Below are 17,870 nucleotides of genomic sequence, written 5' to 3'. Positions count from 1 at the left end.
TTTTTTCATAGCTCAGGTTCTGCGATAACTTTAAAATAGGAACATCCCCTCGCTCTGTATTCCTGACGGAATTATATTACAAAAATATATAGAAATATATGTATTTTCAAAATATATTGTGCAAGTAGTCATGTTTATTTTCTGAATCAAAAAATCGTGCCCATTAGGGCCGGATAGCATTATATACTCATTTTTATTCTAACCACATTGTTTTGCCGCGTGTGGGCTTGTCGCTGATACGCCAGTTGAATCCGTCCAACTGTCTTTCCTGTGGTTTTATCTTGGTTGGTGGAATTAATTGCCCATCCGGTTTTCCTACAAAAGCAATTCTTCTTACCTGATTTTCTTCGAACTGGAGATTCATCCTTCCACAAATCACTCTGTTAAGCCCGATCATTTTTTGTTTATCATCAATAGCGTAATATACACTTTCGCCGTTTCCATCAACCAGAACCTGCTTAAGTGCATTTTTGGCTTCAAAATATGCATTTATTGTCCGACCTTTCACTTGATTATATTGCTTGACAAGTGTGTCCTCAGTTATTACGAATGCTTTACCTCTTAGTAACATCCTGTTAATCTCATTATTTACCAAAAAGGCAGTAATGGTGTCGGCTTCCATCTGATAGTACTGATTGCTCCAGAGAATTGGTTTCTGAAAGAACCTGATTACCGAATCAGCTGTGTTATAGTTAATAGAATCACACTTTCCCTGGAAGTCGGATTTATAAATGAATACATTTTTATTTCCTACTAACTTCCTTGTGCTATCCCGCTGATTTTCATATGAATATAATGTGTCTGCTCTGATGAAGAGCGTATCGTTGGATACCACATTCCTGACAAATGCATGACCAAAGATTTTCGAAAAACCAGCATCTTTCCAGTAATAACCTTCATCACCGTTAAGCACAGTGTTGTCCTTTTTTGCAACAATAACCACGTTCCCTTTTCCCTGACCATTGTTTGTTTTACCATCTACCGCAAGTGAGTCCGCAGTAAGCGTATACGTTTCATTGTCTACAGTGGTTCTCGTACTGAATGACGATTGGGTTGTTTCAGTATTGTATCTGCCCTTGGTTCCCAAAACAGTTCCGTCTTTATTAACAATCTTGGTTTTGCCGAAAAAATCTGACCATTTGGTCAGTGAATTATAGAGCAGCGTATCGGTTGTAAGTGTATACTTCTTATTGACCAGCTTTACTTTTTTATAATAGGTAAACTCTTTCGTGGCTGTATTATAGAACCCTTCCTGGCTTGTTAATATGTTTTCCTCATCCACAGTTCGGCCTGGCTGTTTATAATTGGCAATTCCATTGGCCATATCATATTCGATTTTTCGGGTGGTGAGTGTTCGCTTCTGATCCTTAAGTACAGTTTTACGACCGCTTACAATGGCCATTCGCGTATTGCCATAGTAAAAAAGTGTATCACCGGTGACGGTTACGGTGTCACCCTGTACAATCTTTACATTTCCATAAGCTTCAATGACATTGGTATTGATATTCTGTATCGCCAGATTGCTATGTAAAAATGCTCCCTTATGTTTAAAAATGCCATTGATAACCCTTCTGCTGTCTACGCCGTTTTCATTGATAATCTCAAGCTCATCCGATTTGATAATTTCAACCAGATCTTCGCCCGGAGCAGATTGCGTGGGCTTTGAAACCCTCTGTGCTACAGATGGTAACGAACTTAACAGTAAAACAAAGAACGCCAGTTTATACATATTGTCTTTGATAAACATGACGCGTAAAAGTTTAAAAGGGTTGCAAGCTTTGCTATATATTTTTTTATTCATGTTGCTTCGGTTTCCTTTACCTTTGATAGCGTAAAGGCACTGTTCTGATCATTTATTCTTATGCGAAAAGACTTTTTTCTATAATGAATATGCCAAAATTACATCAATAAAGTTCCACGGGGATATGTTAACTTCTTTTTTAACTTTTATTAACCAGCTTGGTGTTGATCTTGTGAGTAAGCCTACATTACTTACAGTAAGTGGGGGGGTAGATTCAATAGTGATGGTGGATTTATTCCATGCTGCGGGATTAAAGGCAGAAATTGCTCATTGTAACTTTGGATTAAGAGGTGAAGATTCTAATGCTGACGAAGCCTTTGTAAAGGACGTAGCAGATAAGTACCAGTTTCCTGTTCATGTTAGAAATTTTGAGACAAAAAGTTTTGCAAAGCAAAATGGTATATCGACTCAGATGGCTGCCAGAGATTTGCGTTATGCATGGTTTGAAGAAGTACGGAATGAGACGCTGGGATGGATAGCCACTGCACACCATGGTAATGATGCTTTGGAAACAGTTTTGCTCAATCTGGTGAGGGGGACGGGAATTTCCGGACTTACAGGTATACATCCAGCTAAGGGGAATTTACTGCGACCGATGCTATTTGCGGATAAAGCACAAATACTTATATATGCCCGAGAACACGGATTGGCATGGCGGGAGGATGTATCCAATGATTCGGTAGATTACAAGCGAAACCTGATCAGGAAAACTGTAATTCCTGTTTTAAAACAGTTGAATCCTTCGTTGGAAGATACTTTTCAGATCACCTCAGAAAAAATCAGATCTGCAGATGCGCTATTAAAAAAATATTTAGCTGATTGGGAAAAAAACTGTGAAGAAAGAGCTTCCGGAGAAGTGTGGATCCCTAAGGCGAAACTCAATAATGTACCAGATGCGGCATATTTGCTTTGGTCGGTGATGGAAAAATATGGTTTCTCATATCTTCAGGCTAAGCAGATTATAATCGCGCTGAATGGTAAATCAGGAGCATTTTTTTACTCAGAAACGCATCAGTTGTTGATAGAAAGGGATTATCTTATTGTCAGAAACAAGCCTGTTTTGAGTAATACTACTCAGACGTATATTGAAGGTGTTGGAGAATTTGATCTGGGTAATGCGAAACTGTTGGTTCAGGAAGTAACCGGACCTGTGGAACCAGATAAGAACTGCAACGTCATTTATCTCAAACCGGAAGGATTAAATTTCCCTCTACAAGTGCGTAGCTGGCAGGTTGGAGATGTCTTTTGTCCATTTGGTATGAAGGGAAGAAGGAAGAAGGTCAGTGATATATTAATCAACGCCAAGTATTCAAAGTTTGAAAAGGAGCGGGTGCGAGTCCTCACCAATGCGGATGGAGAAATTCTTTGGCTCATTGGCATTCGTACTGACGAACGTCAGCGGATAGAGATAGGGGATGACTTGCTTTTGAGGATTGAATACCAAAATAGGTATGTGCCGTAAGCTGGATTTTAAAATAACGCCAGATGTAACCGTCCATGTAATGCCATGGTTTAAACTTCAATCTGTGCGTGTATCGGTTGCAGGCTGTCATCTTTAATTGCATTTAAAAATGCAATTAAAGATTTAGATAGCTTTATAAAGAAGCCTTCTTTATTGCTGGCACGTTTTTAGCTCTCATACGAGCTCATCTAAATATTTAAAAATATGAGCTCGGAATATCAAACGGAAGATTCGGATGGCGGATTCGCCCTAGGACTGTTGGTTGGCGCTGCTGTTGGTGCTTTGGCTGCCATACTATTTGCACCAAAGTCAGGCTATGAAACTCGTAAGCAGTTGAAGGATCTGGCAGATCAACAAAAAGATAAGTTAAGAGAGCATTGGGAAGACACCAAGATAAATGCTGCAATAGCCGTTGATGAGGCTAAAAGTAAGTTGGAGCATGTTGCTCAGCAGGCCAAAGGAACTGTTGATGTGTATGCGGATAAAGCCAAAGTAAGTGTAGATCATTTAGCGGATGGAACAAAAGCAACAGTAGATAAGCTCCAAAATGGATATTAACAGGCATCTCTGCCAATAGTTAAGACGATCTGATAGATTGCACCTTCCTTTAAAAAATGATTGTTGCATATTCAGTTTAAAATGTCAGGCTCAGTGGTACGTTCGATGTTGTATTGCACCACAAGATTCAATGATGGTAAAAAACATAAGATACGGGAAATAGTGAGTTTACACGACGGACTTTACTATTTCCTGTATCTCATGATGTTAAGCTCAGAATGTGAAACACTGGCAACTGTAGCCTGAAGCAGACTTCCCATTCTCTATGTACAGCGATTTGTTTCCTGTTGAAGACATCGGGAAATTACTTCTGAATCGTTACTAAATAGAGTTTAACGCTTCATCTCCCTGGAATTTTATTGCTATTCTTTCTCTCAACATGGGTAGCCAAATCGCCGATGTGGTAGCAGCTGGGATTTTGTTCCGGCTGATGAATTGTGCATTCCACTTATTAAAATTGGCCGCTTTATAGAACTAAGATGTAACTATTGACAAATTAAAATTGCAACGTTGTTGCATAATCATTTGGTTAATGGTTTATTTGCAACATTGTTTCATAATGATGGGCGTTTTGTCTGCCGGAAATATTGTTAAATGCAGAGAATAATTCTACTGGCTCCTTTATTCTTATTGCTGATCATAAAGCCTGTTATGCTTTCGGGACAGGCTTTGTCAGGTAAGATCATTCATGGTATAGATCAACCACTGGTTGGTGCTGGTATCACACTTGAGCCAGGAAATCTGACCACTGTGACGGATGCCGATGGCATGTTTAGCTTTGATTTGGTTGAACATGGCGAATACAATCTGACTATCTCCTTTGTAGGATTTAAGACACAAAACAGGCCTGTGACGTTCAGATCAGAATCTTTGGTGCTTACAGATCTGGTAATGCAAGTTGACGAAGGACAGTTACACGAGATTACTGTCAAAGAAAATTATCAACAGTTGCTTCAGCAGCAGGTCTCTCTCAGTATTGACATCGTTGGCGCCGACTATTTGAGACGTAATATGGGTGGAAGCCTGATGCAGTCACTGGAAAAACTACCAGGTGTGAAAACGATTGGTATAGGTTCAGGAGGCTCCAAGCCCTTGATCCGTGGGCTAGGGTTTAATCAGGTTGTTGTGATAGAAAACGGAGTGCGTCACGAAGGCCAGCAGTGGGGAGCCGACCATGCTCTTGAGATCGACCAATTTGCAGCCGGACGGGTAGAGATCATCAAAGGTCCGGCGGCTTTCCTATATGGTTCCGAGGCCATTGGAGGTGCTATAAACATCAAACCCGCTGTTTTACCAGCGCCAAATTCAGCAGGTGGATCCGTTGATTTGACTGGGAAGAATAACAATGGTCAGTATGGAGGTTCATTCAACCTGTATGGTCGCAAAGACCGACTATTTGCTGATGCCAGAGTTACCATCCAGCAATACGGCGACTTCCGGGTGCCCGCAGATATGATCTATGTTTACGATTATGCAGTACCCCTGCACCAGAACAGGCTCAGGAATACGGCGGGGCAGGAACGTAACCTGCATCTGCGAACCGGTTGGATCACAGCACCGTTCCAATCCATATTTCACCTGAGTCATACATATAGTAAGAGTGGTTTTTTTGCAAATGCGCATGGTCTGGAGCCCAGACGCGTAGATCTGGACCTGCATGATCGTTCATCGAGAGATATTCTGCTTCCTTCTCAGCAGGTCTCACACACAAAGCTCATCAACAGAAGTGAACTTCGATACGGCCAAAACAGACTGAATGTTGAACTGGGTTACCAGCATAATTTCAGACAAGAGCATAGTCAGTACGTCAATCACGGCTATATGCCACCAGTGTACCCGACCGAACATTTGGCGCCTGAAACCCTGGAGCGTGAATACGATAAACAGGTCTTTTCTGTAAATGTAAAAAACGAGCTTATTTTGAACAGGCATTCGATAACTATCGGAGCGAGCGGAGAGCACCAGCAGAATAACATTGGCGGCTGGGGTTTTCTGATCCCTGCTTTTTCTCAGGCCAGTGCAGGTGCCTTCTTATTTGATAAAATCAAAGTGAACGATAAGTTGCTTTTGCAGGGAGCGATTCGTTATGATTACGGCAACGTCAATATCCACGAATATAAAGACTGGTTCACTTCACGCCCCGAAGCAGGAAACAGCACCTGCCTGACCCGCGCAGAGGCGATCACGCGCACATTCAATAGTGTCAACTGGTCTGCGGGACTCAACTATACACCGGGTCAATCCTTTTTGAAATTCAATATAGGCACTGGTTTCAGAATGCCGATTGCCAAGGAACTGGCTGCTAACGGGGTTAACTATCATTACTTTCGATATGAAAGGGGAGACCCCTCTTTGTCTGCCGAAAAGTCCTATCAGCTCGACCTGGGACTTGGAACCAACACGGGTCGCATGTCAGCTCAGGTTACGCCATTTTTGAATTATTTTCCCAATTATATTTATCTGAACCCGACAGCCAGTCATGATTACTTCCACGGAGCGGGCAATCAGGTATTTAATTATGCGCAAAGCCGCGTATTACGATATGGGTCTGAACTGAAAGTAGACTATACTTTTCTCAACTATTGGAGTGCAGCGCTGGCAGGAGAATATTTGTATACCCGGCAGCTTTCCGGTGCCAAGCGGGGATATGCACTGCCCTTTTCGCCACCCGCATCAGCACTTGTCAGTCTCAGTTACCAACCGCGCTGGGACGATTTGGTGAGTGGTGTCTATTTTACGATCGATTGCAGGCTGGCAGCCCGTCAAAACCGGATCGTTCCTCCTGAACGGCCAACACCGGCTTATCAAGTCCTTAGTTTTTCTGCAGGCGGCAATGTAAAAGTCGGGCAGCAGTCCATGTCGGTCAGCTTGCAGATTCAAAATGCTTTCAACACCCGTTACTTGAATCACACAAGCTTTTACAGGCTGATTGGCCTGCCGGAAGCGGGTCGTAATGTAATACTGGCAGTAAAAATCCCATTCAGCTTTAAAGTGAAGGCCAACACCTAATTAATCCTATAGAACCAATAATTAACATAAATCAAACACCATGAAAATCAATTCAATATTGGCTTTACTACTAGCCGGAACACTCTTTACTGCTTGTAACGACGACAATGATGTAGATATAGCTGCACCAACTATTACCGATGTGGAAATAGGTTCGGCAAACAATAAACAGGCGCAGGCCGGCAGCGATTTTCACATTGAAGCGCAGATTGTTGCTCCGGGTAGCATAGACCGCGTACATCTTGAAATTCATCCTGAAAATGGCAACGGCTGGGAACTGGACACCATTTATACTGAGGGGCTTGCCGGACTTAAAAATGCAGAGTTGCACAAACATATAGATGTGCCAGCGGACGCAGCAGTTGGTAGCTATCATCTGCATCTGGTTGTAACCGACAAAAACGGTAATACTGCAGAAATTGAATCTGACTTGCAAGTCATTAAAGATCCAACATTACCTGCTGTAACCGGCTTTTCAGTAGAAATTGAAGATGCCGGAAAGGGCCTTCATCTGGAGGCCAGTATTGCTGCTGCCAACAAAATCGCGGCTGTTACCGTGGAAGTGCACGGCAGTGGCTGGGAGAAAGAATTCGAATTCAAAGATGCTGCGATGGTAGGCCAGACCGCTTTTGAATTTCACAAGCATGTAGATATCGCTGCTGCTCCTGCAGGTCATTACCATGTGCACTTGAAAGTAACCGACCAGTCAGGTAAAGAAAATGAATTTGAAGAGCACTTCGATAAATAAAGCTCTTGCATATTAGCCATGAAAAATAAATGATATAAACGCCACTGGCAATAAGGCAGGAATATTTCAAATAGTATGAGAAAAATCAGACAGTTTCTACTGCTGGCAGCAATCACATTGCTAGCTGGTGCCTGTGAGAAGGATGACCCAACGATCGATACTGAATATCCGGTGATTGATGCGAATGCTTCCGGCACATTTCCAGTGCAATGCAGCGTGGTGAAAAGAGGAGAGAAATTTACATTCAAATCGACTTTTTCCGATAATGTACAGTTGGGGTCGTACAGTCTGGATATTCACCACAATTTCGATCACCATACGCACAGTACAGAGGTAAACGACTGTGACACGGATCCGGTGAAAAAACCGGTCAGTCCATTACTTATGATCAAAAGCTATGATATCCCTGAAAATCTGAGAACCTATACAGCTTCTCAGGAGATTGAGGTACCGGCCAACGTAGATCCGGGAGATTACCACTTTATGATCCGCCTGACGGACAATGAGGGATGGCAGACGATCAGGGGGATTAGTATAAAGATTCAGTAACAGCAGGCTTATGGCTAATTAACCTCCTGTATAAGCAAGCAGGTTTATGAGCTCAATAACAATGGATTTTCTTTCACTTTTTTAAACATTAACATGAGACTGCATTTAAAACAAATTCTACTTCTGTTACTTTTCGCAGGTTTTTTTACTGCCTGTAACGATGATGATAAACCTGCACCCGCCGGGCCCACTGCCAAAAATATTGAGATCGGCTACGCCAACAACAAGCAGGCTATAAGAGGAAGAGATTTTCATTTGAATGCTGATGTAATAGCAGGGGATAAAATTTCTTCTGTAATGGTTAAAATCCTGCAAAAGTCATCCGCTACTTATTCTGCGGACTGGAAAATGGAGATGACCTGGGAGGAATTTAAAGGCGTACGAAATACGAATGTGCACAAACACTTTACCATCCCTGCAGGGGCGCCGGAAGGAACCTATGATTTCTTGTTTATCGTAGATGACGAAAATGGAACAAAGCTTGAGATAAAGGAAGATTTAGTGATCAACGATGCGGCAAACATGCCGGTGGACCCATACGTTGACCGGGACATATTTTCTAGGAATGACACGATGGTTTACTACATGAATACCTATGTGGAAAATCCGCTGATTTTCAAAAAAGGAGATAAGTTCACGGCACGTACGCAGGTTAAGCAAATACAAGGTGATGGTGTGTTGTATACTGCCCTGGTTAAACGCAGACTCAGTTACTTCCCCGAAACTGTGAGTCAGCTCGATATGAGCAAGGTAATTATTGTTGCTAAATCCCAGCATACAGGTCTGGCACCGGCTTCAAGTGTTTCGACACTTAAAAATGTCAACGGAGTTTGGGGTGGGGATGATATCACGATTGGCGATAGTAAAGATGTTTTGGGAAATGAAATTACCGGTGATAAAGCTTGGGAGTCAGGTCAGTATAACCTGGTCATCCTTTACCACAATACCACTTACAATGTAAGCACCTTTAAGTCAATTCCCGTAACGATATCCTTTCAATAATTAAAAGTAAATCCTATTTCATTCGTATTGTCGTATGCTTGCCACTACGACTGAAATAGGATTTTTACCACAAAATTCACTTCAGTTGGCCACCAGTCCGTAAGTGCTGCCTGGACGTTAATCAAGTAGTCTAATACAACCTTGAACCATTCAAATGAAGTCATTCGATCACTTTTGGTATTTTCTTAATCCCTGCTTTAGTAGGATTTTGACAAACGATCTGTTTAACAACAATTATTAATAATATGGCCTTCATATACAAATCAGTTATCAATCGAAAACTTAGTTTTTTTAAGCACTTTCAATATCTGTTGCTGCTTCTATTCTCTGTTTCACAGCTATCCTGTAATGATGAGGAAAAAGTATCACCGGAACCACCTACTGCCACCATCGAAAATCTGGAAATAGGTTCTGGTAATAATGGGAAAGGCATCATCGGCAGGGATTTTCATTTTGACATGGACGTAGTAGCAGCGACGCGCATTGTGGACATTCAGGTTTTGATCAAGCAAAAAACTGAGATAACCTATTCCAAAGACTGGTCTTTCGATGTGACCTGGGTAGAATTTAAGGGGGCCAAAAATACCAATGTCCACAAGCATTTCAGCATTCCACAGGATGCACCGGAAGGAAACTACGACTTCATCATACGTGTGAAAGATGAAAACGGTAGTGTGAAGGAAGAAAAGCATCCTATTGAGCTGATCAGTGCTGAAAAGTTGCCGGTTCTACCCGAACTCTATTCGTTTATGCTACAAAAAGCAGCTGCTGGTAAAAGTTACATATATATTCTGAACAGGGGTTACATGGATATAGCCGATAAGGGGTATGCAAAAGGGGATACACTTAATGCATATATAGACATACGTCATGTAAAGGATGATGGTGTGATTTACACATTTCTGGTTAAAAAGAGCACTGGACACCGGCCTGAAACAGTTAAGGATATTGATTTTTCGAAAGTGATCGTTACCGATGTGAGAGAACATAAAGGCCTTACCAATGTTGGTGTATTCACAAATTATGTGGGCATGCCCAATTTTATCCCGCGTACACTTATAATAGGCGGAGCTACGGATAATAATATTCCAACAAAGGGAGCTATCGATAAAAGTAAATGGGCCAATGAGGATTATTATTACGGCATTGTGTATACCAATACGACGCACAACATGAGCGCTCACTATTACATTGATCTTAGTCTGTCCGGATTTTAAGAATATATTATAGGGGGGGCATCTCACGCCGTTTTCGGTGTTTGAATTAACGGAAATGTGCGTCATCGGCTCTGCTTTGAAGCCATAACTTTTCCGCGGAAATTTTTAGAAGGTTCGGCTTCTCCTTTAGAAAAAACTTCATTTGTATGTTGGGATTGTGCGCTAGCTTCGGGGCTAAAAAAAAGTGAAGAGAAAAAATGAAATGGCAAATTGAAATGCTGTTCTGTTTTTCATGGTATATATATTGATTAGGAGAATCTTAAACTGCTGTGTTCGTGACTATTTTTTTAAACGTGTAAGCGTGAACGGCTGGCCTGGTGCCAATACCTGAATGCGCTGCGGATTAACCACTCGTTTTTCAAGTTGTTTGGGGTCACCGTTGAAAGGAGCAAAGTCTGGTGCATCCACAGACCCCCAATGACACAACAGAAGGGGTGTATTTGGGTAAGCATTGGCGAGCTTAATAGCGCCCTCCAACCCGAAATGCCATTCGCTGTCTGAAAAATCAAAGAAAATGGCATCAGGCGTGGGCATGGTCAATTGCTCAGGAATCAAGCGGCTATCGCCCGTAGCCCAGATGTTCCCGTCGGGTGTTTCGATCCAAAAGCCCGTGCAATCCTCATTTTTAAAAAATCTTGTACTTGTTCCTTTATAAGCATTTTGCCAGGCGTGGTCAACGGGTAGCATCTTTATGCGAACCGGACCCATATGGAAAACCTCACCAATGTTGTGTCCAAATGAGGGAAATCCTTCATTTTTCATTAGCGAATCGACGTAGATTGTGGAATGAAAAGCTTTGGTGACAGCAGCCAACTTTTTGTTTGTTGGAATACTAAAATGGTCGTTATCGCTATGGGTGATCAGCACGGCATCCAAATGGGGAACGTCCATGGTCTTAATTGGGAAATCTATTAAAATGGGCATATCAAACCCTTCCAGTAAAGGATCCACCATCATGGTTGTTCCCCTGCTATTGATCAAAAATCCTCCCAGTCCCAGCCAGCGAATCTCTGTTTTTTTTGAAGGTTGAAATGCTTCTTTTCCAAACGGCTGCGTTTTTGGCGGCCTGGCCTGATACTTCTTTGGTGCACTGATGCTGTCGGTAGATTTCTGTGCTTTCAGTTCAGCAGACATAAAAGGCATAGCTATGATTAAATGTGTGGATAATAATATTGATGGTAACCTCATAGCATGTTGCTTTTGTTGATATTATGACAAATGTCCCTGAATTTTTCCGCAGCACACTTACCGGAATTACGGTTTTGCTTACCCGTTTTACTGGACTTCACAGCTGAGCGTCAAATGTTTGGAAACGATGCCTTAGCTTTGGGAAAACATCAGAATCAAGGCGATGGAAAAGATCAGAACAATGCAGAGTGTAGCACAGTTTAACAGTGAAAGAGGCCAAAAAACCTTAAACCCATTGGTAAGTGTACTGGATCAGTCACTTTCGACGCCCATTCAGGCAACCCAATATCTTTCAGAGCTTTACATTGTCTTCCTAAAAGAATTTAAGTGCGGTGAGCTGCGTTACGGACGCAAACATTACGACTACCAGGATGGCACTCTGCTCTTCATTTCTCCCGGGCAGGTATTTGGTATGGAGGACCAGGGGCAAATGTTACAGCCAACGGGCTGGGCGCTGGTTTTTCACCCCGATCTGATTCGTAGCACAGCGCTGGGCAGGCACATCAGGGACTATAATTTCTTTTCCTATGAAGTTGATGAAGCGCTTCATTTGTCAGACCGTGAGCGGGAGACAGTTCTGGAAAGTTTCAGAAAGATCAGCTACGAATTGCAACATGCCATTGACAAACATAGCAGAACGCTGATTGTCAGCAATATTGAATTGTTTCTGAATTACTGCGTACGGTTTTATGACCGTCAGTTTATCACCCGTGATCATGTGCATAAGGATATCCTCACGCGTTTTGAAGAACTCCTAGATCAGTACTTTCAATCGGGCCAACCGCAGATTACGGGACTTCCCACAGTAAAATACTGTGCTGACGAGCTACACTTATCACCCAATTATTTCGGCGATCTGGTCAAAAAAGAGACTGGGAAATCCGCCCAGGAATACATTCATTTCAAACTGATTGATCTTGCCAAAGTCATGGTGCTGGACAACAACAAGTCTATCAGCGAAATTGCTTACGGGGTAGGCTTTAAGTATCCGCAGCATTTCACCCGTCTGTTCAAACAACTTGTGGGGCAATCGCCGCTGGAATACCGCTCGCTGAATTAAGCTGAGAAAGCAGCTGGTCGGAAATAGTAAGGGGCTTTTTGTAATACACTTTCACCTTGATTTCATCATGAAAAGGATTTTTTTACTACCCGTCTTATTTACACTTACGATTGCAACGGTTATGGCGCAAACCAAAAATACATCATCTGATACCAGCCGTATCACCAGGGCTCAAAAGAAATACAAGGAGCTTTTTATGCAAGAGATTACCGCTAGCAAAACGGATCCCGAGCTGATGGATATCCTGCAAAGGTTCATCTTTGGAGAGGTATTTTACATCGGAAACCTGGACGACAAGACGCGCGAGCTGGTCACGATCACCGCCCTTACTGTCAACCAAACCTTACCGCAGCTGAAAGCACATACCAATGCCGCTCTCAACGTTGGCGTTACGCCGGTTGAAATCAGGGAAGTAATCTATCAATTTTCGCCTTTCATCGGTTTTCCCAAAGTGCTCAATGCAGTTGAGACAATCAACGAGGTATTTACAAGCAGGGGAATCAAGCTGCCCTTAGAGACCCAGGGGACGGTAACTGGGCAAAACCGGTTGGAAAAGGGGGCAGAGATTCAGGTGCCTTTATACGGTGATGGTATCAAGCAGAATATGGCTGCACTGCCGGCAGAATTTGCAGACGCGATTCCGCGCGTATTGACCGAGCTGTGTTTTGGTGACTTTTACACGCGTAAGGGGCTCGACCTGAAAACGAGGGAGTTGATGGTTTTTTGCGCACTGGCAACAATGGGCGGTACCGAAAGGCAAATGGCTTCCCATGTGGTAGGGAATCTGAAAGTTGGAAACGATAAAGAGACACTGCTTTCAGCGATGATCCAGCTATATCCCTACGTTGGATTTCCAAGAGTATCCAATGCGATCAATATTATCAAGGAAGCTAAAATGGAGTAGTAAAGGCTGAATATAGTCAGATGTACGGCTTGTGGGTTTCTGCCTGTCAGTGAAGTCACTTTTTAATATGTAAGTAAAAAGGGAGGATATGGAAAATGAAAATGAGTTGGGCAGTATCACCCGCCGCGAAATGCTTGCCGGAAGTGCAATAGCCGTTGCTGCACTTGCGATTACCAAAGTGACAGGTTCTGAGGCGGCTCCGGTTGGCCCGACTGTAACTCCGGTGGAGTCGGCAGGGGTGTCTTTCAAGGTAAATGGTAAAGCGGTTAACCTGGAAATGGATACCCGCACAACCTTACTGGATGCGCTTAGGGAACACCTGCATTTAACCGGCACAAAAAAAGGCTGTGACCACGGGCAGTGCGGCGCATGTACAGTACTCGTAAACGGAAGACGCATTAATTCTTGTCTGTCTCTTGCGTTACAACATCAGGACGATTCTATTACCACAATCGAAGGCATCGGAACACCTGAAAATCTTCATTCGATGCAGTCTGCATTTATTAAACATGATGGATACCAATGCGGGTATTGTACGCCCGGTCAGATCTGCTCGGCGGTAGCTGTTCTGGAAGAAATAAAAGCGGGAGTGCCCAGCTATGTGAGTGCTGATTTGAAAGGTCCTATGGTGTTTGGTAATGCTGAATTCCGCGAACGAATGAGCGGAAATATCTGCCGCTGCGGCGCATACGCCAACATTGCACAGGCTGCCGCAGAAGTTGCCGGGGCAAAAGGCTGACATCAACTTTCCAGCCAATTCTCTTCAAACCTGAACTGTATCTACATGAAACCATTCACCTACGAGCGCGCGGAAACGCCCGCTCAGGCCGTCATAGCAGCAAGCAAACCCGGCGCTAAATTTCTGGCCGGTGGCACCAACCTTCTTGACCTGATGAAATTACAAATCGAGACGCCTACCCATTTGATTGATATCGGAAGGATCGGACTTGACAAAATTGAACCAACAAATGATGGCGGGCTCAGGATCGGAGCATTGGTCCGTAATACGGACCTTGCCGCTGATGAACGGGTACGGACAGACTATGCTATTTTGTCCAGGGCGCTGCTTGCCGGTGCTTCCGGGCAGCTGCGTAATAAGGCCACCACGTCAGGTAATCTGCTGCAACGTACGCGGTGCCCATACTTTTACGATACCAACCAGCCATGTAACAAACGTTCACCCGGAAGTGGATGTGCTGCGATTGCCGGTTTCAGCCGTCAGTTGGCTGTTATTGGTTGCAGTGACGCTTGCATTGCCACGCACCCGAGTGATATGGCGGTTGCCATGATGGCGCTGGACGCTATGGTCGAAACCGTAAAACCAGACGGGAAGACACGTCAGATCCCGATTTCGGAGTTCTATCGCCTTCCTGGCAAAACGCCACATTTGGAAACAACGCTGGAAAAAAATGAACTGATCACCGCTGTGGTATTACCTGCGCCGATTGGTGGCATTCATGTATACCATAAAGTACGTGACCGGGCTTCCTATGCATTTGCACTTGTTTCGGTAGCGGCCATTTTATTCAGAAATGGCAGTGGACGCATTGCGCTTGGAGGTGTAGCGCCCAAACCGTGGCGTAATCCTTCTGCCGAGGAATTGATCCGGTCAGGTGCAACAGAATTTACATCCAGGCTCATGGAAGGGGCCAGACCTACCAATGAAAATGCTTTTAAGCTCACCCTTGTAGAGCGCACCATTGATGGCATTTTAACAGAAAACAAGAGCTGATATGAAATTTGAAACACCTGCAGGTATCAACCCGATTGACCAGCTTAAAGTTGTAGGCAAACCTGCTAACCGCATTGAAGGCCCTTTGAAGACAACAGGCACCGCAAGATATGCTTACGAACATCATCAAGAAGTGACCAATCCCGCCTACGGATATATTGTAGGTTCGGCAATTGCAAAAGGGACAATCACTAGGATTGACCAGTCGGCTGCGAAGGCAGCACCAGGTGTACTGGCTATTGTCACGGCCGAAAACGCTGGACCATTGCAGACAGGCAAATTTTATGTGAGCCGCTTTTTGGCAGGCCCGCAGATCGATCATTACCATCAGGCTGTTGCCGTTGTTGTGGCGGAAACTTTTGAGCAGGCACGTTATGCAGCGTCCCTTTTGAAAGTGGGTTATAAAAAATTAACCGGCCGCTTTGATTTGGAAGCTGCCAAAGATTCTGCTCAAACCCCACCACCCGCTGAGTTTGGCCCGCCGCCACAAACCTTAACCGGTGATTTTGAAGGTGCTTTCAAAATAGCTCATGTCAAACTGGATCAGACTTATACCACACCAGATCAGGCCCATGCCATGATGGAGCCTCATGCGACCATTGCCAAATGGGAGGGAGACAAGCTTACCTGCTGGTGTTCCATTCAGCAGATGAACTGGGGCGTGCGTGACCTGGCCAACATTCTCCAAATACCCAAAGAAAACATCCGGCTGATCGCTTCGTACATTGGCGGAGGCTTCGGCGGGAAAGGTACAGTACTTGCAGATCTGGTAGCAGCAAGCCTTGCAGCGAGGGCGGCAGGCCGTCCGGTTAAACTGGCGTTGCAGCGCCCCTTGATGTTTAATAATACGATTCATCGGCCCAAAACCATTCAGCGAATCCGCATCGGGGCTGATCGTGATGGCAGGATAACAGCCATTGGTCATGAAAGCTGGTCGGGCAACCTGCCGGGAGGAAGAACCGAGCCAGCTACTGCATCAACCCGGCTTTTATATGCTGGTGCGAACAGGCTGACCCGGCTGAAACTGGCCGTTCTGGATCTTGCGGAAGGAAACGCGATGCGGTCTCCGGGCGAAGCACCAGGCATGATGGCGTTGGAAATCGCCATGGACGAAATGGCAGAAAAGCTTAATATAGACCCTGTTGTATTCAGGATTAAGAACGATACACAGGAAGATCCCGAAAAACCAGGAAGGAAATTTTCGACCCGCAAGCTTATAGAGTGCTTGCAAACAGGTGCTGAAAAGTTTGGCTGGGAGAAGCGTCAGGCCAAACCTGGCAGCATACAGGAAGGGCAATGGCTGATTGGAATGGGCGTGGCCTCTGCAATTCGGGGTGCACCTATTGCCAAATCAGCTGCACGAGTCCGACTTGACAAAAGTGGCAGGATCACTGTGGAAACCGATATGACAGATATTGGTACTGGTAGCTACACCATTATCGGGCAAACCGCTGCCGAAATGATGGGAGTTGGGCTGGATCAGGTAACCGTCAGAATAGGGGATTCATCATTTCCGGAATCTCCCGGCTCGGGCGGGCAATGGGGAGCAGCTTCGTCTACTTCGGGCGTCTACGCGGCCTGTGTGAAACTCAGGGAAACAGTCGCCAATCAGCTCGGACTAGACGTGGAAAAGGCGCAGTTTTCCGATGGAAAGGTTAGTGCAGGTGATCGCAGCTTTGCACTGGGTGATGCTGCTAGAAATGGAGATCTGATAGCTCAGGACAAGATCACTTACGGGGAGCTTTCTAAGGAATTTGCTCAAACGACTTTTGGAGCACATTTTGTCGAAGTCGCGGTCCATGCCTACACGTTCGAAATCAGGGTCCGACGGATGGTTGCTGTTTGCCACGCTGGCAGAATACTTAATCCCAAAACAGCTCGAAGCCAGGTGATTGGCGCAATGACCATGGGTGTTGGCGCGGCATTGATGGAGGAAATGGTCGTTGACAAAAACATAGGTTTTTTTGTGAACCATGATCTGGCAGGCTATGAAGTCCCTGTTCACGCAGATATCCCTTATCAGGAGGTTGTTCTTTTGGAAGATATCGATCCGACCATGTCGCCGATGAAAGCCAAAGGGATAGGGGAGCTCGGACTTTGCGGCGTCGCAGCGGCAATCGCTAATGCGGTTTACAATGCTACGGGTGTAAGGGTACGTGATTATCCTGTTACGCTGGATAAGCTATTAAAGCACAAGGTTTAAGGTTAAACAAGGATTTGCCAATCTATCATAGAATAAATTTATTACAAATGAATCAAATGAAGTTGAGCAATTGGACTTTTCCGGTCTTCTTGCTGATAGGCTATGTCTTTTATGCACCAGGCGCGCATGGGCAGAACGAGAAAGACAGAACGTGGTCCGTCTATAAGGCAGATGCGGCCAGCTCCAACTACTCGCCTTTGGATAAGATCAATGTTTCGAATGTAAGTCAGTTAAAACCGGCCCGGAAGTTGGCCATTAAAGACAATGCGGCAGGAACCCGCGCCAGTCAGTGTAACCCCATTATTGTTGATGAGATTATGTACGCGACTTCTGCCAGTCAGCATGCTTATGCTGTTGATGCTGCAACGAGAAAACAGCATTTGAATCTTTTGGCGGAATTGAAAAGGAAAAATGGTTCAGAAAATTTGATCTGACAT

The 17,870-nt window shown here is 44.4% G+C and carries 15 protein-coding genes; 13 read left to right on the top strand and 2 right to left on the bottom strand.

The genetic code is table 11. The features are described from left to right. Positions 1 to 193: 193 nt before the first annotated feature. A complete protein-coding gene (locus AC1XUE_RS15845) occupies positions 194 to 1,747 on the bottom strand; it encodes an OstA-like protein (protein ID WP_483356959.1) in 1,554 nt (517 codons plus the stop codon). Between the two features lie 178 nt (positions 1,748 to 1,925). On the opposite strand from AC1XUE_RS15845, the gene tilS reads away from it, so the two are divergent. From tilS to AC1XUE_RS15810, 7 genes are all read left to right on the top strand, one after another. Next, the gene (gene tilS, locus AC1XUE_RS15840; RefSeq protein WP_483356958.1) at positions 1,926 to 3,263 is read left to right on the top strand and encodes a tRNA lysidine(34) synthetase TilS; all 1,338 of its coding nucleotides are present in this window, start codon (positions 1,926 to 1,928) and stop codon (positions 3,261 to 3,263) included. A 204-nt stretch (positions 3,264 to 3,467) separates the two neighbouring features. Then, positions 3,468 to 3,821 carry a YtxH domain-containing protein gene (locus AC1XUE_RS15835; RefSeq protein WP_483356957.1) on the top strand — a complete coding sequence of 118 codons (354 nt, stop codon included), beginning with the start codon at positions 3,468 to 3,470 and terminating at the stop codon, positions 3,819 to 3,821. Positions 3,822 to 4,415: 594 nt separating this feature from the next. Next, positions 4,416 to 6,830 carry a TonB-dependent receptor gene (locus AC1XUE_RS15830; RefSeq protein ID WP_483356956.1) on the top strand — a complete coding sequence of 805 codons (2,415 nt, stop codon included), beginning with the start codon at positions 4,416 to 4,418 and terminating at the stop codon, positions 6,828 to 6,830. A gap of 40 nt (positions 6,831 to 6,870) precedes the next feature. Beyond that, on the top strand, positions 6,871 to 7,578 hold the full coding sequence (locus AC1XUE_RS15825) for a DUF4625 domain-containing protein (RefSeq protein WP_483356955.1): 708 nt from the start codon (positions 6,871 to 6,873) through the stop codon (positions 7,576 to 7,578). Between the two features lie 75 nt (positions 7,579 to 7,653). Beyond that, positions 7,654 to 8,127 carry a DUF4625 domain-containing protein gene (locus tag AC1XUE_RS15820; protein WP_483356954.1) on the top strand — a complete coding sequence of 158 codons (474 nt, stop codon included), beginning with the start codon at positions 7,654 to 7,656 and terminating at the stop codon, positions 8,125 to 8,127. 93 nt (positions 8,128 to 8,220) lie between these two features. Continuing rightward, complete coding sequence (locus tag AC1XUE_RS15815) at positions 8,221 to 9,129, top strand: DUF4625 domain-containing protein (protein WP_483356953.1); 909 nt, start codon at positions 8,221 to 8,223, stop codon at positions 9,127 to 9,129. Positions 9,130 to 9,374: 245 nt separating this feature from the next. Next, positions 9,375 to 10,346: a DUF4625 domain-containing protein gene (locus AC1XUE_RS15810; protein ID WP_483356952.1), complete on the top strand. Its 972-nt coding sequence runs from the start codon at positions 9,375 to 9,377 to the stop codon at positions 10,344 to 10,346. A 279-nt stretch (positions 10,347 to 10,625) separates the two neighbouring features. Here the strand turns inward: AC1XUE_RS15810 and AC1XUE_RS15805 are convergent, their stop codons facing one another. Next, positions 10,626 to 11,534, bottom strand: a complete 909-nt coding sequence (locus AC1XUE_RS15805) for an MBL fold metallo-hydrolase (RefSeq protein WP_483356951.1) — start codon at positions 11,532 to 11,534, stop codon at positions 10,626 to 10,628. 163 nt (positions 11,535 to 11,697) lie between these two features. Here AC1XUE_RS15805 and AC1XUE_RS15800 point away from each other — a divergent pair, with 163 nt between their 5' ends. The 6 genes from AC1XUE_RS15800 (at position 11,698) to AC1XUE_RS15775 (ending at position 17,867) form a co-directional block, all read left to right on the top strand. Then, positions 11,698 to 12,594: a helix-turn-helix domain-containing protein gene (locus AC1XUE_RS15800; protein WP_483356950.1), complete on the top strand. Its 897-nt coding sequence runs from the start codon at positions 11,698 to 11,700 to the stop codon at positions 12,592 to 12,594. A 67-nt stretch (positions 12,595 to 12,661) separates the two neighbouring features. Then, entirely contained in the window at positions 12,662 to 13,498 is an 837-nt protein-coding gene (locus tag AC1XUE_RS15795; RefSeq protein ID WP_483356949.1) for a carboxymuconolactone decarboxylase family protein, read from the top strand. Positions 13,499 to 13,586: 88 nt separating this feature from the next. Beyond that, positions 13,587 to 14,237 carry an aldehyde dehydrogenase iron-sulfur subunit PaoA gene (paoA, locus tag AC1XUE_RS15790; protein ID WP_483356948.1) on the top strand — a complete coding sequence of 217 codons (651 nt, stop codon included), beginning with the start codon at positions 13,587 to 13,589 and terminating at the stop codon, positions 14,235 to 14,237. A gap of 45 nt (positions 14,238 to 14,282) precedes the next feature. Continuing rightward, a complete protein-coding gene (locus AC1XUE_RS15785; RefSeq protein ID WP_483356947.1) occupies positions 14,283 to 15,230 on the top strand; it encodes an FAD binding domain-containing protein in 948 nt (315 codons plus the stop codon). A gap of 1 nt (position 15,231) precedes the next feature. Continuing rightward, a complete protein-coding gene (gene paoC, locus AC1XUE_RS15780; RefSeq protein ID WP_483356946.1) occupies positions 15,232 to 17,433 on the top strand; it encodes an aldehyde oxidoreductase molybdenum-binding subunit PaoC in 2,202 nt (733 codons plus the stop codon). Positions 17,434 to 17,480: 47 nt separating this feature from the next. Next, positions 17,481 to 17,867, top strand: coding sequence for a hypothetical protein (locus tag AC1XUE_RS15775; RefSeq protein ID WP_483356945.1), 387 nt, complete (start codon positions 17,481 to 17,483; stop codon positions 17,865 to 17,867). Positions 17,868 to 17,870: the final 3 nt, after the last annotated feature.

The organism is Dyadobacter sp. HNCC25DJ187 (genome assembly GCF_056895255.1).
This window is presented reverse-complemented; position numbering and strand designations above follow the sequence as displayed.